Annotated in this window: 13 protein-coding genes; 4 read left to right on the top strand and 9 right to left on the bottom strand. The window is 47.9% G+C overall.

Translation table 11 applies throughout. From position 1 onward, the window contains the following. The 3 genes from THEAE_RS0111150 to THEAE_RS0111135 form a co-directional block, all read right to left on the bottom strand. On the bottom strand, positions 1-669 hold the full coding sequence (locus THEAE_RS0111150) for a TetR/AcrR family transcriptional regulator (protein ID WP_028987523.1): 669 nt from the start codon (positions 667-669) through the stop codon (positions 1-3). A 149-nt stretch (positions 670-818) separates the two neighbouring features. Beyond that, positions 819-1,892: an ABC transporter permease gene (locus THEAE_RS0111140; protein WP_028987522.1), complete on the bottom strand. Its 1,074-nt coding sequence runs from the start codon at positions 1,890-1,892 to the stop codon at positions 819-821. Then, the gene (locus THEAE_RS0111135) at positions 1,889-2,614 is read right to left on the bottom strand and encodes an ABC transporter ATP-binding protein (RefSeq protein ID WP_028987521.1); all 726 of its coding nucleotides are present in this window, start codon (positions 2,612-2,614) and stop codon (positions 1,889-1,891) included. The genes THEAE_RS0111140 and THEAE_RS0111135 overlap by 4 nt, the downstream gene beginning before the upstream one ends. A 330-nt stretch (positions 2,615-2,944) precedes the next feature. On the opposite strand from THEAE_RS0111135, the gene THEAE_RS0111130 reads away from it, so the two are divergent. Beyond that, positions 2,945-4,144, top strand: a complete 1,200-nt coding sequence (locus THEAE_RS0111130) for an MFS transporter (protein ID WP_028987520.1) — start codon at positions 2,945-2,947, stop codon at positions 4,142-4,144. A gap of 51 nt (positions 4,145-4,195) precedes the next feature. Here the strand turns inward: THEAE_RS0111130 and THEAE_RS0111125 are convergent, their stop codons facing one another. From THEAE_RS0111125 to glgB, 4 genes are all read right to left on the bottom strand, one after another. Next, positions 4,196-6,199 (bottom strand): glycoside hydrolase family 13 protein, encoded by a 2,004-nt coding sequence (locus THEAE_RS0111125; protein ID WP_052329936.1) that lies wholly within the window; start codon positions 6,197-6,199, stop codon positions 4,196-4,198. Continuing rightward, positions 6,171-8,633, bottom strand: coding sequence for a glycogen/starch/alpha-glucan phosphorylase (locus THEAE_RS0111120; RefSeq protein ID WP_028987518.1), 2,463 nt, complete (start codon positions 8,631-8,633; stop codon positions 6,171-6,173). Before THEAE_RS0111120 ends, THEAE_RS0111125 begins: the two co-directional genes overlap by 29 nt. Continuing rightward, positions 8,633-10,081 carry a glycogen synthase GlgA gene (glgA, locus tag THEAE_RS0111115; RefSeq protein ID WP_028987517.1) on the bottom strand — a complete coding sequence of 483 codons (1,449 nt, stop codon included), beginning with the start codon at positions 10,079-10,081 and terminating at the stop codon, positions 8,633-8,635. Before glgA ends, THEAE_RS0111120 begins: the two co-directional genes overlap by 1 nt. A 78-nt stretch (positions 10,082-10,159) precedes the next feature. After that, a complete protein-coding gene (gene glgB / locus THEAE_RS0111110) occupies positions 10,160-12,124 on the bottom strand; it encodes a 1,4-alpha-glucan branching protein GlgB (RefSeq protein ID WP_028987516.1) in 1,965 nt (654 codons plus the stop codon). Positions 12,125-12,416: 292 nt separating this feature from the next. Here glgB and THEAE_RS0111105 point away from each other — a divergent pair, with 292 nt between their 5' ends. The 3 genes from THEAE_RS0111105 to THEAE_RS0111090 all read left to right on the top strand — a co-directional run bounded on the left by THEAE_RS0111105 (position 12,417) and on the right by THEAE_RS0111090 (position 14,898). Then, the gene (locus THEAE_RS0111105; RefSeq protein WP_005581788.1) at positions 12,417-13,253 is read left to right on the top strand and encodes a basic amino acid ABC transporter substrate-binding protein; all 837 of its coding nucleotides are present in this window, start codon (positions 12,417-12,419) and stop codon (positions 13,251-13,253) included. A 228-nt stretch (positions 13,254-13,481) separates the two neighbouring features. Next, positions 13,482-14,153 (top strand): amino acid ABC transporter permease, encoded by a 672-nt coding sequence (locus THEAE_RS0111095; protein WP_028987515.1) that lies wholly within the window; start codon positions 13,482-13,484, stop codon positions 14,151-14,153. A gap of 22 nt (positions 14,154-14,175) precedes the next feature. Continuing rightward, on the top strand, positions 14,176-14,898 hold the full coding sequence (locus THEAE_RS0111090; RefSeq protein WP_028987514.1) for an amino acid ABC transporter ATP-binding protein: 723 nt from the start codon (positions 14,176-14,178) through the stop codon (positions 14,896-14,898). A 13-nt stretch (positions 14,899-14,911) separates the two neighbouring features. Here THEAE_RS0111090 and THEAE_RS0111085 read toward each other — a convergent pair whose 3' ends face one another. Then, complete coding sequence (locus tag THEAE_RS0111085) at positions 14,912-15,655, bottom strand: IclR family transcriptional regulator (RefSeq protein ID WP_005581785.1); 744 nt, start codon at positions 15,653-15,655, stop codon at positions 14,912-14,914. A 129-nt stretch (positions 15,656-15,784) separates the two neighbouring features. Beyond that, on the bottom strand, positions 15,785-16,162 hold the full coding sequence (locus THEAE_RS0111080; RefSeq protein WP_005581784.1) for a YugN family protein: 378 nt from the start codon (positions 16,160-16,162) through the stop codon (positions 15,785-15,787). Positions 16,163-16,211: the final 49 nt, after the last annotated feature.

Genomic DNA, 16,211 nt, shown 5'->3' with positions numbered 1-16,211 from the left:
CTATTCTTCCTTCCTGGGTGCCAATCCGTGCATGAGGAGATCGATGACGATTTCCGTTTCCTTCTCCTCATCCCACTCGTTTTCTGGAATAATATAGAGATGCGTAAGTATATATCCGATGCCCACCGAAGCATTGTGGCGGATGATGGCATAAGTAGGAAGATCGCGAATCTGGCCTTCTTTTTTAAAATGATCGATCATTTTTCCCAACAAATTGATCACTTCTTTTCCGACATTCTCTTTGATCGCTTTTTTTAATTCCGATTGAAAAGGAAGCTCTTGAATTAAAATGCGGAGGAGTTTTTCATTTTTTTTGGCAAACTTTATACGGTCGGTAATAAAAGCCTTGATAAAATCCTCGAAACGTTCGTAGGGATCCTGGAAGATCTTCCTTACTCCAAGCAAAACAAACGGAGTCAACAATTTCACCAATGTAGGAATAACGATCGCATTGAGTAGATCCGCCTTCGTCTTATAATGCCGAAAGATCGTACCCTCCGCCACACCGGCTTTCTTTGCAATTTCGCTGGTAGAGGTAGAGGCGTACCCTTTCTCCGAGAAGATCTCGATCGCCGCATGGAGAATTTTGAGCTGTTTTTCCGTCATCTTCTCTTCTTTTTGGTATTCTTGATCCATCATGTTTAGCCAATCAGCAATTTCCTCTTTCATCCCAGGCAGGCGTGAATCTCCCTCCCATCCGGTTCGGTTCCGGAATCTCGTTCATTTGCTCCTGAACGGCTTACGGTCATAGGAGGTGTTCGGATGGGAGGAGAAAAACGCCCTTCTCTCCTTTCCTTTTTTTATTCATGCGCATAACCCTAAATCTTTCTGTGTTTTCTCAATGCGAAGATGTTGGCCAGGATGAAGAAGAGGGAAAGGGTAAAGAGGATCAGGAGATCGACGGAGATGGCCTCCCAACCCTTTCCCCGGATCATCACGTCCCGGAGAGCATCCGCTCCATAGGTGAGAGGCATGACCACACTTAATTTCCGCATCCATTCCACCATATTATCCAGATCAAATAAACCGGAAAAGAAGACCTGCGGCACGATGACAAGGGGGATAAACTGAATCATTTGAAACTCCGTATTGGCGAAAGCGGAAAGAAAGGTCCCCAGCGTGAGGGCGGTCATGGCCAGGAGAAGGACGGTTAACAGCAGATACCAGAAAGAGCCCACCATCATCATCTTTAAAACAATCACCGCAAACCAGGTGATTAAGGTTGCCTGCAGGGTGGTAAAGATCCCGAACCCAAGCACGTAGCCCACCACGATCTCCCAGCGTTTTATGGGGGTGGCGAGAAGACGTTCCAACGTTCCGCTGGTTCTCTCCTTCAAGAATGCGATACCGGAAAGCAGGAAGACGAAGAAGAAAGAGAAAAACCCGAGAAGGACAGGGCCAAAATTATCGAACGATTTCATGTCCTCGGAACCATAAAGGTAGGAGATGACGGGAGGAGTTAAGTTTAAAGACGGCTGAGAGGATAGCGGGTTCCCTTTTGGCAGTTTCTCAGCAAGTGTCGTTTTTAGATCCTCCATCCCTTTTTGCACGAGGAGAAGAACGGCCTGATTTTTCGAGGGGTTACTCCCCTCCAATTTTACATGAAGGGTGCTCCCTTCCATGAAAAAGAGGGCATCGATCTTTTGGTTCTCAAGGGCTTTTTCTCCTTCATCGAAGGTGTATGAGGTGATGTTGGCTTCTTCTTTTACGAATGGATCCAAGATTTGATCCGGAAGATCCACCACGCCGATTTTAGGGACATAGGTATCTCCATTAAAGACGAGATAGAGCATCCATAGGATCAACATAGGAGCGAGAAACATCAGGGCGAGGGAACGTTTATCATGCCAAAATTGACGTAGTATGCGCACGACAATGGCGTAGATTCTCATCTCAGAGCACCTCCGTATTGGAGAAAGGCCTCTTCCAGGCTTTTACTTTCCGTCTCTTCTTTTAGTTCTTTGGGCGAACCGGTCGCAATCAAGCGTCCATCCCGGATCATCCCTAGACGGGTGCATTTCTCCGCTTCATCCATGACGTGGGTAGTCATGAATATGGTGGTCCCTTCCTGGCTCAACCGTTTTAGTTCCTCCCAGATCGATTGCCTCAGGATCGGATCGATTCCAACGGTTGGTTCATCCAGGAGTAAAATCTCCGGAGAGTGAAGAAGGGCGATGGCCAGGGAGAGGCGTCGTTTCATTCCGCCGGAGTAGGCGGACACCAATTTCTTCATATGGTCCTCTAAGTTTACGATCTCCATCACCTCATGAATGCGCTTTTTCTTTCTGCTCCCCTTTAATCGATACAGAGAGGCGAAAAAATCAAGGTTTTCGAATGCGGTTAGTTCTCCATACAGGGCATCGGACTGGGCCATGTACCCGATTCGTTTCATCATCTCCAGGGAAGGCATTTTTTTGCCCAAAACCAGAACTTCCCCCCGGGTAGGGATGTCGATCCCGGCAATCAGCTTCACCAAGGATGTTTTTCCTGCACCGGAAGGGCCCAAGAACCCGAAGATTTCCCCATGATTTACGGACAGGGTAATATCCTGAAGGATCTTCTTCTTTCCGAACTGTCGCGTCACCTCTTCCACGGTAATCGCCGCCTCACTCATCGGTCCATCCTCCTTTGTCAGCATGTGAGTACTCTTCCACTCTTTAACTCCATTATACTTTCATCGAATCAATGAGTAAAGTGAGTACTCACTCATTTACGGAGAACAATAAGAATTTGGCAATGCGGAGGAATTTCTTAGGAAGGGATATTTTTTTGAACCTCCCTTTTATGCCGGGTTTTATCTTAATGGACCATGAAGTTTTCGGTTCGGTTTGAAAGGACTCTTTTTCCTTTCTTTTTGATGCAAGAAGGTTTCTTACCCAAGGGAGAAGTGGTATCATGATAGAAAAAAGTAGAAAAAGATAGGTGTATTTAAGGAGAGAGATCGATGTCCTATATTGAAAAAGGAACCCCCGATTTTTGGAAAGCGAGCACCGCCCTTTTTGCCGGAGGGTTTGTCACCTTCTCCACCTTGTACTACACGCAGCCCCTTCTTCCCGTCTTTGCCGAACGGTTTCATGTTTCACCGGCGGTGGCCAGTCTAAGTTTATCCCTCTCCACCACGGCTTTGGCCTTCGCTATGTTAGGGATCGCCCCCCTTTCCGAACGGGTGGGCAGAAAACCGGTCATGGCCTTTGCCCTCTTCGCCTCCTCACTGGTTGCGCTTCTTAGCGCTTTTACCCCGAACTTCACCTCTCTTTTGGTTCTTCGGGTGTTGCAAGGGATTGTATTGGCAGGCCTTCCCGCCATTGCGATGGCGTATGTGGGGGAGGAGTTCCATCCTTACAGCTTGGGCGCGGCCATGGGTCTTTATGTAAGTGGCACCTCCATCGGAGGGATGTCGGGGCGCATCATTACGGGGATGGTGACCGACTATTTTTCCTGGCAAGCAGCGGTTGTAACGATAGGCATGATAAGCATCTTGTGCAGTCTCTATTTTCTCTATGGACTGCCCAATTCGCTTCATTTTAAACCCCATCCCATGTCCTTGCGGCAGATGGGTTTTTCTTTCCTTCATCATCTGCGCACTCCAACCCTGCTCAGCCTGTTTATCATTTCCTTTTTTCTCATGGGGAGTTTCGTCACCTTGTATAACTATATCGGTTTTCTCTTGATGAAGCCGCCCTACAACTTAAGCCAAACGGCGATGGGATGGATCTTCATCGTTTACTTGGTCGGTACATTTAGCGCCGTCTGGATGGGAAGGCTGGCCGATCGTCATGGAAGGGGGATAACGCTAGCCTTAAGCCTTCTCTTGATGTTGGTGGGGGCATTGCTTACCCTCCTGCCGGTACTTTGGGTGATTCTCTTCGGGTTAGCCCTCTTTACCTTTGGATTCTTTGCCGGCCACGCGGTGGCCAGCGGCTGGGTGGGTAAAATAGCCGTCGTCGATAAAGCCCAAGCCTCCTCTCTTTACCTTCTTTTCTATTATGTGGGATCCGGTTTGATGGGCTCCACGGGAGGGATCCTGTTCAGCCTATTTCATTGGGTGGGAATTATCCTCTTTATATCCGCGGCACAAATTTCGGCTTTACTTTTGAACGGATATCTCTACTTTGTTGAAAAGAGAAAATATGCCGAATCTTGATCATTCGGAAGTGCTATTGTTCCTCACCAAAGGTAGATTGTGGACATTCAATTATTTCCATTGGAATAAAAGGAGCTTCCCTTCTAAGGGAGAAAGGGTGAGGGTCAGATCCCCTTCCTCTAACGTAAATCTCTCTCCCGTAAGCAAGTTGATGACCATAAGCGGACGGGGATGAGAAGGAAGGATAGAAATCTGCTCTTCTTGGGAAAGACTTCGGTTGAGAACTACAAGGAGAGACTGGGGATACCCCTTGAAATTCCAGTTATAGCCGTAGAGATCCTCCCCCAACGAGAGGGAATGCCAATCTCCTTCAAAAAGAGGGGGAAGACTTTGCCTTAACCGAATCATTTTCTTATACCATTCCATCATCTCTTGATTCTCCCGTCCCCAAGGGTAAGTGCGCCGGTTGTCCGGATCCTGCTTTCCTTCAAGCCCCGCCTCATCCCCGTAAAAAATATGAGGAACACCCGGAAAGGTCATCTGCCACATAATGAGGAGGCGAAGGCGTCTCGAGGCGATCTCATACCTTATGTCCTCCTCATACTGGCTAGGGATCTCTTCCTTCATCACCGTAAGAATCCTTGGCGTGTCATGGGTACTTAGCATATTGAGGAGGGAGAAGAAATGCTCCCGGGGATAATTTTCATAGAGGCTCATGATCGCCCGATGGGTATCTTCCCCACTCTTCTTGCCCAACATGAAATGTATCATGATTTCCCGCAGGGGGTAATTCATGATGGAATCAAACTGCCTCCCTGAAAGATACTTTCTCCTCTTTCCGTAACTCACTTTGTTGGAGGCATCTTCCCAAACCTCCCCAATCAGGACGGCTTCCGGATCCACCTCTTTTTGTACCTCACGGAAATGTTCGATGAACAGGTCCGGGAGCTCGTCGGCCACATCAAAGCGCCATCCTTTAATCCCGGCGCGGCTCCAATGTCTGAGCACACTATCCTCGCCGTCAATGATAAAATGAAGGTAACTGGGCTCCAACTCATTTACACTGGGCATGTTCTCAATTCCCCACCAGGAATCGTAATGATCGGGGTATTGGGAAAACCGATACCAGGAATAGTAGGGGGACCGGGGGGATTGGTATGCTCCTAAGGTGGGATAATTCCCCTCTTTATTAAAATATTTGCTATCGCTTCCCGTATGGTTAAAGACCCCGTCCAGAATGATGCGGATCCCTTCTTTTTCCGCCGCTTGACATAACGTTTGGAAGAGGGACTCATCCCCATACATGGGATCGATTTTATGATAATCCCCTGTATCATACTTATGATTGCTGGAAGATTCAAAGATGGGATTAAAGTATATTGCGGTAATTCCTAATTGCTTAAGGTAAGGGAGTTTCTTTAAAACGCCCAGGAGATTCCCTCCGAAAAAATTCCATCGGATCACATGTCCCCGCTCATCCCGGATATACAGGGGATCATCCTCCCAATGGGCATGGAGGAGGGCATTCCTCTTGGGATGGAGGATCCTGCCATCCTCGTTCCCATTAAAAAAACGATCGACGAAAATCTGATAAACAATCCCCTGCTTAAACCAGGAGGGGGTTTTAAATCCTTGCTCATACAGCGTTATCTGATAAGGCAGGGGTTCCATGGCGGTTAGTTCTCCGATGCCTCCCTGACCGCGGGTGTTGTTCCCATAATAATAACAGCGATCCCCATCCTGGAGTAGAAAATAATACCAGAGAAGCCCCGGTTCGGAAGGAAGGGGGATCTCCGTCTGGTAAAGGCGGCCGAGAACGTTTCCCTCGTTTCCCCCCTCCACATGCCGGGAAGCGATGAAAAATGGGCCGATTGGAATGGGGTTTTTCCCCCACCGGAGCGTTTCTCGGGGAAGTCCTTCTTCAACAAGAAGGAGGGGATATTCCTCCCCCTCCTTTTCTCCATCCTGAAAAATCCGTACTCGTATTTGTTCCGCAGGGAAGGCAACGCTCACCCAAATGGATAGGGTTAACTTCCCGCAGGTAGGGAGAGCCCCGAAGGGACGGCGAAATAATGGATCGTGTGAATCATGAATCACTTCGTGTTGGTTGATCAATCTGTCCGCTCTCCTCTATGGATCTAATTTCCCAAATCTCATCGGCATATTTCCGGATGGTTCCGTCGCTTGAGAACCTGCCGGATTGGGCGATTTGGATTAGACTCATTCGGTTCCATCGGTCTCTGTCAAGGTAGGCTTTTTCCAGCCGTTCATGGGCCGACACATAAGAGTCAAAATCCTTTAAGACGAAGAAGGGATCGTTATCGGTGATGAGGGAGTGGTAAAGGGCGTGAAATTCCTCATAGCCGCTGTGGAAAAACCCACTGACGAGGGGTTCGAGAACCATGGGAATCCGGTCATCTTTCCGGTAAAGTTCCCTGGCTTGATACCCTCCCCTCGCGTAATACTCCAGAACCTCTTCCGCTTTCAAGCCGAAGAGGAAGAGATTCTCTTCCCCCACCGCTTCCAGAATCTCCACATTGGCCCCGTCCAATGTGCCGATGGTAATGGCTCCATTCATCATGAACTTCATATTTCCTGTCCCGGAGGCTTCTTGGCTGGCGGTGGAGATTTGCTCGCTCACATCGGCCGCAGGGATAATCCGCTCTGCCAAGGTAACTCCATAATTCTCTAGGAAAATCACTTTCAGGCGGTCTTTCACCGTCGGGTCCCGATTGACCAAGTCGGCCACGCTATGGATCAGTTTAATGATCGCTTTGGCGTAATAATAATTGGGAGCCGCCTTCCCTGCGAAGAGGAAGGTGTGGGGAACCATTTCCCGGTTCGGTTCCTCTTTTAAGCGGAGATAGAGATAAAAGACGTGCAGGATATTTAGAAGCTGCCGTTTATAGGCGTGGATTCGTTTAATATGGGCATCGAAGATGGAAGCAGGGTCGATTGGGATCCCATATTTCCTCTTAACATAGCTGGACAATTCTTCCTTATTCTTTCGTTTTACCTTTTGCAGTTCATCGAGAAAAGAGCAGTTGTCTAGGACATCAAGCAGCCGATTTAAACCTAGAGGATTCTCAATCCAGCCTCCACCGATTTGCTCGCTGATGAGTCGGCTCAATCGGGGATTGGCGGTAAGGAGCCACCGGCGATGGGAGATTCCGTTGGTCTTATTATTAAACTTTTGGGGCGTCTCCTGGTAGAAGAGGTTCATCACCTTTTCCTTCAAAATATCGGTATGAATTTCCGAAACCCCGTTTACGCTGTGACTGCCTACGATGGCTAGATGGGCCATCTTTACCTGACCGTCCGCCTCCACGGCCATCTGATGAATCCGATCCCAGTCGCCCGGATGTTTTTTCCATAAATCTTGGCAGAAGCGTTCGTTAATTTCATGGATAATCATATAGATGCGGGGCAAGAGTTTTTGAATCATATCGATGGGCCATTTTTCCAAGGCTTCAGCGAGAATGGTGTGGTTCGTGTAGGAAAAAGTTTGTACCGTCAGATTCCAGGCTTCCTCCCAGCCAAAACCTTCTTCATCCATCAGAATGCGCATCATCTCGGGGATCGCCAGGGAGGGATGTGTGTCATTAATGTGAATGGCAATCTTCTCAGGAAGGCGGCGAAGGTCCCCCCCCATTCGTTTATATCGCTTGATCAAATCCTGAAGGGAGGCGGAGACGAGGAAATATTGCTGTTTGATCCGAAGAATTTTGCCTGAGAGAGTGGAATCCGCAGGATAGAGGAAACCGGAGATGGCTTCCGTAGACCGTTTATAGTCCATCATTCGGGTATAATCCCGCTCGCTTAACGCATTAATGTTAAACTCTTTGAAGATCGATTCTGCGCTCCAGAGACGGAGCGTATTGACGATTTTGTTTCGATATCCGACGATCGGCACATAGTACGGGACGGCGAGAACCGATTCATATCCTTCGTGATGAAAGAAAAGCCGCCCCCTCACTTTCTCCATCCATACCTTTCCGCCGAAATGAACCTCGACAGAGCGATCGAAACGGCGAACCTCCCAATCATATCCCTCTTGCAGCCAATAGTCGGGAACCTCCACCTGATACCCGTCCACGATCTTTTGTTCAAAAAGGCCGTTTCGGTAGCGGATCCCATAGGCATGACCGGGGAGTTTGAGTGCGGCCATGGAATCAAGGAAATCGGCGGCCAGTCTTCCTAGACCACCGCTTCCAAGTCCGGGGTCCCGCTCCTCTTCTTCCAACGCCCTGAGGGAAATCCCCAAATCCTCCAGGCCTTCGGCGCAAAGGTCATAAATGCCCAAATGGATCAGGTAAGAGCGGAGCAAACGTCCCATCAGAAATTCCATGGAAATATAATAAACCTTTTTTGCCCCTGTCTTCTTATAAAGGCGGTTCGTTTGGATCCAATCCGTGCTCACATGTTCCCTGACCATATTGGCCAGAGTAGAGTAGCGTTCCAACTGTGTGGTTTCTGTCAGGCTCTTCCCATAGAAACTTTCCAACCTTTCCTGGAAAGCCTGTTTAAAACTCTCCTTATCTCTGAACATTACGAACCACCTCCATGTAAAACTTTCTCATACAGTTCTCTATACGAGCGAGCGGATGTAGACCAGCTGCAATCCTTTTTTAATAGATTTTTCAACAATTTCCCCCATGCCTCTTGGTCTTTGTATAATTGCGTTGCTCGACGGAAAGCGTACAACAGTTCATGGGCATTATAGTCGTGGAAGGTAAATCCATCTCCCTCGCCGGTCGCCGGATTATAAGCTTGAACCGTATCTTTTAGTCCTCCCGTCTCCCGCACCAGAGGTACGGTGAGGTAGCGCATGGCGATCATCTGGCTGATTCCGCAGGGTTCAAAGCGGGAGGGCATTAGGAGAAGATCGCCTGCACCGTATAATTGGCGGGCCAATTCATCCTCATATTTTGTATGTATGCGGAGCTGGTCTGGATACAAGTGCTCCGCATGACGGAAGAATCCTTCATATCTTGCTTCTCCGGAACCGAAGATAATAAGCTGTACATCCTCTTCCATCATTTCCGGCAAAACCCGCATGATCAAGTCGATCCCTTTTTGTTCCACGAGGCGGGTGACCATGATCACCATCATGTGCTCTTTTCCCACGGGCAGATGAAACCTCTCTTGTACAGGCGCTTTATTTTTCTGTTTCTCCTCCGGATTGTCGCGGTAAGGGTAGGGAAGGGAAAGGTCTTTTTCGGGATTGTATGAATCGTAGTCGATGCCGTTTACGATACCGAAGAGGCGAGAGGTGCGTGCCCGGAGCAAGCCATCCAGTCCTTCGCCAAAATAAGGATTTTGGATCTCTTCCGCGTAAGATTTGCTTACGGTGGTGATGGCATCGGCAAAGGCGATTCCACCCTTCAAGAAGTTAAGATTCCCATAGTATTCCAGTCTATCCGGAGTAAAATATTCCCATCCTATGCCTAAAACATCGGTCAGGAGGTTGGAGGAGAACACCCCTTGGTACTTCAAATTATGAATGGTAAGAATCATTTTCATTCCTTCATAGAGGGGTGAATAACGGTAAAATGCATGATAAAAGACGGGAATGAGGGCCGTTTGCCAATCGTGGAGATGAAGAAGGTCAGGGGTCCAATCCAGGTGGAGAATCGATTCCAACACCGCTTTGGAGAAGTAAGCAAACCGTTCTCCTTCATCCATAGCACCACCGAAGCCGTAAATGGCATCCCTCTTGAAATAGTATTCGTTATCGATGAAATAGTAAGGAATGCCGTTCCAAACCAGTTCGTAGATTCCCCCATATTGCTGGCGCCAGCTGAGGGGAACCGTAAACTCCCGCAGGAGGCGCATTTGTTTTCGGAAATCTTCCCCGATCGCGCCATATTTGGGGAGAATCACCCGGGCATCCACACCATTTTTCTTTAGTTCCTTTGGCAGCGAGCCGATGACCTCTCCCAATCCCCCTGTTTTAACGAATGGCGTACATTCCGCGGCAGCAAAGAGAACTTTCATGGTTAACCTCCCTCCGGATTGCATGATCCCTTCCCAATCTATGCGAGATCCTTTCTTAAACTTCCCTTTTCACTTTTCTCACTTTTTTCGCCGGCGGGTAGGGATAAAACGGGGTATGCTCCTCTTGCATGGATCTTTCACTTCTTCGATGTGTTCGAAAATGATGCAGGAAAGAGGAGGAACCTTTATCTCTAGACTGTGCTTTTGTCCGTGCCATGCGGTCCCTTCCGAGAGGAGCTTTCCGGAATTCAATTTTTTGGACCCACCATATATGGAACGATCGCTGTTAAACACTTCTTTATATTCTCCAGGAATTGGAACACCAATACGAAATGACTCGTAGTACACAGGCGTAAAATTAACGACGATAAGAAGGAAACAACGTTCCTCTACTCCCCGGCGGGTAAAGACGAGGATGCTCTGATCCCGATTGTTGGCATCAATCCACTGGAAGCCTTCCTGCTTGTGATCCCATTCCCAAAGGGCGGGGTGGGTAAGATAGAAATGATTTAGCTCCTTCATATATCGGTGGGCTTTCCGGTGGGTTTCATATTGATCCAAGAGGAACCAATCGAGGGAACTTTCATCTTTCCACTCGTCCCATTGAGCGAATTCGGTTCCCATCATCAAGAGCTTCTTCCCCGGATGTGTCATCATATAGCCCAAGAAAGCCCGGAAAGAGGCAAATTTTTGCCAATAATCGCCCGGCATCTTATTGAGAAGGGAGCGCTTGCCGTATACCACCTCGTCGTGGGAGATGGGAAGGATGAAATTTTCGGAGAAAGCGTAGAAGAAAGAGAACGTAACCAGATTATGGTGATGTTTACGATAGATGGGATCCATTCCCATATAACGGAGCATATCATTCATCCAACCCATGTTCCATTTAAAGTTAAATCCTAATCCTCCCGCATAGGTGGGAGCGGTAACCAGAGGCCAGGCCGTGGAGTCTTCGGCCACCATCAAGGTGTGGGGGAAATAATGAAAGACCGCCTTATTCAGCTTGCGAAGGAATTCAATCCCTTCCAGGTTCTCTTTTCCTCCCTTTTGATTGGGAACCCAATCTCCCTCTTTCTTTCCATAATCCCGGTAGAGCATGGAGGCCACCGCATCCACCCGAATCCCGTCCACATGATAAATATCGAGGTAGAATATGGCGTTCGAGATGAGAAAGCTATGTACTTCTCCCTTGCCCAAATCGAAATTGAGCGTTCCCCACCCTTCATTTTCGGCTCTCCAAGTTTCCGCATATTCATAAAGGGGAGTTCCGTCCCAAAGGCCAAGCCCATGTTCGTCCTTGACGAAATGGCTGGGAACCCAGTCGAGGATCACTCCAATCCCTTTTTGATGGCAACGATCTACGAAATATTGAAAGTCTTCCGGTGACCCATAGCGGCTGGTTATCGCATAATATCCGGTGATTTGGTAACCCCAGGACCGGTCATATGGATGTTCCATCAGGGGGAGAAGCTCGATGTGAGTATATCCCATCTCGGAGACGTAATCGATAAGGGAATCGGCCATTTCCCGATAGGTGAGGGAGGTGCCGTCTTCTTTCCTTTTCCACGTTCCAAAGTGTACTTCATAGATGTTCATCGGGCTTTCATAGGGAGGATGTTCCCGCTTCCATTCCTGCCATGCCTGGTCGCCCCATGGGTACTTCCTTAATTTTTGCAAATCGACGATCACGGAAGCTGTTTTTGGTTTTAACTCGGAGGAAAAGGCAAAGGGATCCGCCTTAAAAATTCGTTCTCCTTGGGCGGTGATCACCTCATACTTATAGAGCTCTCCTTCCCTTAGGGAGGGGATAAAGAGGTGCCAGATCCCTGACTCGAGATGTTCCATCTCATGATGATCGCCGCACCACCGGTTAAAATCACCAACCACCCGCACGGAACGTGCATGAGGAGCCCATACGGTAAAGCGGACGCCATCCATCCCGTTTTCATTGTCGGGATGTGAACCGAAAGTTAGATAGGCGAAGTAAAGGGTGCCTTCATGAAAAAGATAGATGTCCTCTTGACTCGGTTTCATGGGTTTCATCCTCCTTGATCTCATATCGGGATATCACCTGAGAGAATCGAGTGGTCGGAATAGATCGTCTTTTAACATTTTAATATTTTTAGTCTACCTAACATTTCCTATCATTTCAAGTTAAGGTTTTGTATATTTTTTTACTTCTTTCATTCGATGATACATAGCGCAAAAAATATTACTTCTATAGAAAATCATTTCATTGAATAATTATGAAACGACATGTATAATTAATTCATGATTTTTTTAATGAGGTAGTGTATTAGTTTACAATCTTACAAAAAAACGGGGGTATTTTAGCATGAGAGGAACGAGAGCATTATTTCCTTTACTTATTCTCTTTTTAGCAATGGGATTGATCCTTTCCGCATGCGGATCTAAGACAGCTGCGCCAAACGAAGGCGGCTCTCCCTCTGCCGGTCAAACCGACGCGAACGGGACCACTTCCGATCAGGGAACGGCGAAGAAGAAATATATCGTGGGAAGCGATGCCGCTTACGCTCCTTTTGAGTCGGTAGCGCCAAATGGGGAGATCGTAGGACTGGACATTGATTTCGTGAAAAAATTGGCGGAAGTGGGTGGCTTTGAGGTTGAGGTGAAGAATATTGCGTGGGATCCTCTCTTTGAAGCGGTTAAGAACGGAGAAGTAGATTTTGCCGCCTCCGCCATTACGATCACCGATGAGAGGAAACAAACGTACGATTTTACCGATCCTTATTTCGTGGCCAATCAGCTCATTTTGGTGCCGGAAGGGTCCGACGTGACCAAGTTTGAAGACTTAAAGACAAAGAGGGTGGCCGTGCAAAACAGCACCACGGGGCATGAGGCGGTAAAGAAATTGTTGGGAGCCACCAGCCCACAGATTAAACCTTTTGAAAGCACGCCCCTGGCGATTCAGGATATGCTGATTAATGGATCCGATGCGGTGGTGGCCGATAATGCCGTCGTGATGGAATTCGTAAAGCAGAACCCGGACAAGAAATTGAAGATCATCGAAGACCCCACATTTGAAAAGGAGTATTATGGATTATTGGTAAAGAAGGGGAATCAAGAACTCCTTGACACGTTAAATGCTGCGATAAAGAAATTGAAAGAAAACGGTGGGTTGAAGGAGATCTTCGGCCAGGATCTGAAATAATCTGTTCATGGCCGTTCAGTCAAAACAATGCTCTTTTCACGTGAAAGTTCATCGTTGATGGTTGTTTAAGGAAAAGATGTCGGAAAAATGGGATCCCCTTTTCGATCGAATGAGGGGATCTTTCTTTGTGAATATTCCTTTCTTGCAGAAAAATTCCTTGCTTTATCATGAAGTTTGCCGCATGATAGAGATAAAAATAAACAAAAAGAGACGGAGGGACTTCCGCTGATTGATTTTCGTTGGGATATTGTATGGGCTTACCGGGCCCTATTCTTAAACGGCATTTGGCTTACCATTTTACTTACGGTAGTCGGGGTAGCCTTCGGCCTGATCCTGGGACTCCTCTTTGGGTTGGGAAAAATTTCGAAGTACAAGCTGCTTTCCATGCCCTCTATCCTTTATATTACCTTTTTTCGAGGGACTCCTTTATACGTGCAAATCCTTTTAATTCATTTTGCCGTGATTCCCTCCATTTTTGGTGAATCGAAAGGGCCCGTTTTCTCCGGGATGGTGGCTCTTTCTTTGAACAGTGGAGCCTATATCGCAGAGATCTTTCGGGCGGGTATTCAATCGATCGGAAAGGGACAGATGGAGGCAGCGCGCTCTCTAGGTTTAACCCATGGGCAGGCGATGGCGCATATCATCCTTCCGCAAGCCTTTAAACGGATGATCCCTCCCTTGGGGAATGAATTTATTGCGCTTCTAAAGGATTCCTCTCTCCTGGCTGCCATCTCTGCGCCGGAGTTGGCCAATGCGAGCCGGATTATTCAAGGCTCCACCTTGCGTCCCTGGGAGGCGTATTTTCCTGCTGCCGTCCTCTATTTGATTCTCACACTGATTCTATCCCGCATCGTTCATGGATTAGAAAGGAGATTTTCCAATGAAGGACGCACTTCTTAAGAGAGAGGAAAAGGGAGAGGCCATTATCTCCGTCCGAAAGATCTCGAAGTTTTTCGGGAATCATCAGGTTTTAAAGGAAGTAAGCATGGAGATTTATCCCCAGGAGGTGGTTGTCATCATCGGCCCTTCCGGATCGGGAAAGAGTACGCTCTTGCGCTGCCTTAACTACTTGGAGGACGTAAACAGCGGGGAGATCTATATCGAGGGGGTACGGCTAAATCACAAGAAGACGGATATTAACCTGATCCGCAGGGAGGTGGGGATGGTTTTTCAACAATTTAACCTTTTCCCTCATAAAACGGTGCTGGAGAACATCACCTTAGCTCCCATGAAGGTGAGAAAGATCTCCCGCCAAGAAGCGGAGTCGCGAGCCTATCAACTGTTAAAAAAGGTAGGGTTGGAGGAAAAAGCGGCCAGTTTCCCGGAGGAGCTCTCGGGCGGCCAGCAGCAGAGGGTGGCCATCGCCAGGGCGTTAGCCATGCAACCCAAGATCATGCTCTTCGATGAGCCCACCTCCGCGTTAGATCCGGAGATGGTAAAAGAGGTTTTGGATGTTATGAAGGATCTGGCGAAAGAGGGGATGACCATGGTGGTGGTTACCCATGAGATGGGTTTCGCCAGGGAGGTTGGGGATCGAGTCATTTTTATGGATCAAGGAGCTTTGGTAGAGGAAGGGAGTCCCGAAGAGATCTTTGGTTCTCCCAAGAATGAAAGGACAAGAGCCTTCTTAAACAAAGTTCTTTAAGAAATGAAAGATTTTAGCTAATCATCCTGCTCATGCGGTTGGCCGCTTCAACCACGATGGGCGCAATCTCCTTCATTCGGGCAGGCATGAGACGTTGAACCGGGCCTGATACGGCTAAGGCGGCGAAGATTTCCCCGTTTCGTTTCAGGATGGGCGCACTGACCGCGGAAACCCCCGGTTCGCGTTCCTCCATGCTGGTGGCATAGCCCAGGCGGCGAATCTCTTCAATTTGGGACAAATATTTGGCAGGATCGATGTTTTTGGGCCAGATCATTTCGTCCTTCATCATCTGGAACAGGGAAGGGTCGGCGAAGGCAACCAGCACTTTGCTGGACGCCCCAACCGTAAGGGGCATTCTTTGCCCAATCGGGGCATAACGGCGGATGGTTTGATTGCTTTGCACAGCCAGGATGCGTATACGCTCCAGGCCCTCCCGAATGTATAGACTAACCGTTTCTCCCAAAGTATCCCTGAGTTGCTCCATTTCCGGCAGGAGAATGGCAAAAGGATCGTCCGGGCGATGGAGATTAGAAGCGAGTTCCAAGATACGATACCCAAGCCGATATTTATCTGTCTTGGGATCCCGAATAATGAAGCCTTTCAATTCCAAGGTTCCCAAAAGTCGAAACACCGTGCTTTTATGGAGATTTACCTTTTTCGCAATATCTGTAAGCCCCATCTCAGGTTCGTTCGCAAAACCGAGGAGAATATCTAGGGCTCGCTCCACGGAGCGGACGGAGTTTTTCTCATCTTCCATATATACCCCTCTGATCTCCCGTTTTATGCTTCGAAATTATGTTTCACTCAATTATTCTACTTGATTTTAAGCAGGACGTAAAGGAAAAATTACGAAAAAACCGCTCCCGTGAAGGGGTGGATGTCCGAATTATTTTTCAGTCATGGTCAGCTCAGCCGGGACATTCAAGCGCTCATGCACTTTTTGCAGAATCTCTTCCGCTTTCTTCACATAAGGTTTAGGCACCTCATCCTCATGGAAGATCCCCCTATGATATTTCGCTTTAAAGATCTGTATCTCATTCACCTGCACCTTACAGTCCGGTTTCTCAATCATCCCTTCCACAGCATCGACGAAGATGCGAAGATAATAATCTTCCTCGATCTTGCTCTTAAACAGGGGAAGGTCAAAGGCGGCATAGGTATAGGTGTACGTTTCGTTTTTAGAGAAACCCAATTCCTCCAAGGCATCCTGAAAGGATTCAAAGTCGAAAACCTTCCCGATGAGGGGGCTATGTACCTCGATCATTCCATTTCTCTCCTTCTTCACAATTTCTTCTTCTTTTCTCAATTATTAT

The sequence above is a fragment of the Thermicanus aegyptius DSM 12793 genome, assembly GCF_000510645.1.
GTDB classification, from domain to species: Bacteria; Bacillota; Bacilli; order Thermicanales; family Thermicanaceae; genus Thermicanus; species Thermicanus aegyptius.
The sequence above is the reverse complement of the archived record's forward strand: the minus strand, read 5'-3'. Positions and strand labels throughout refer to the sequence as shown.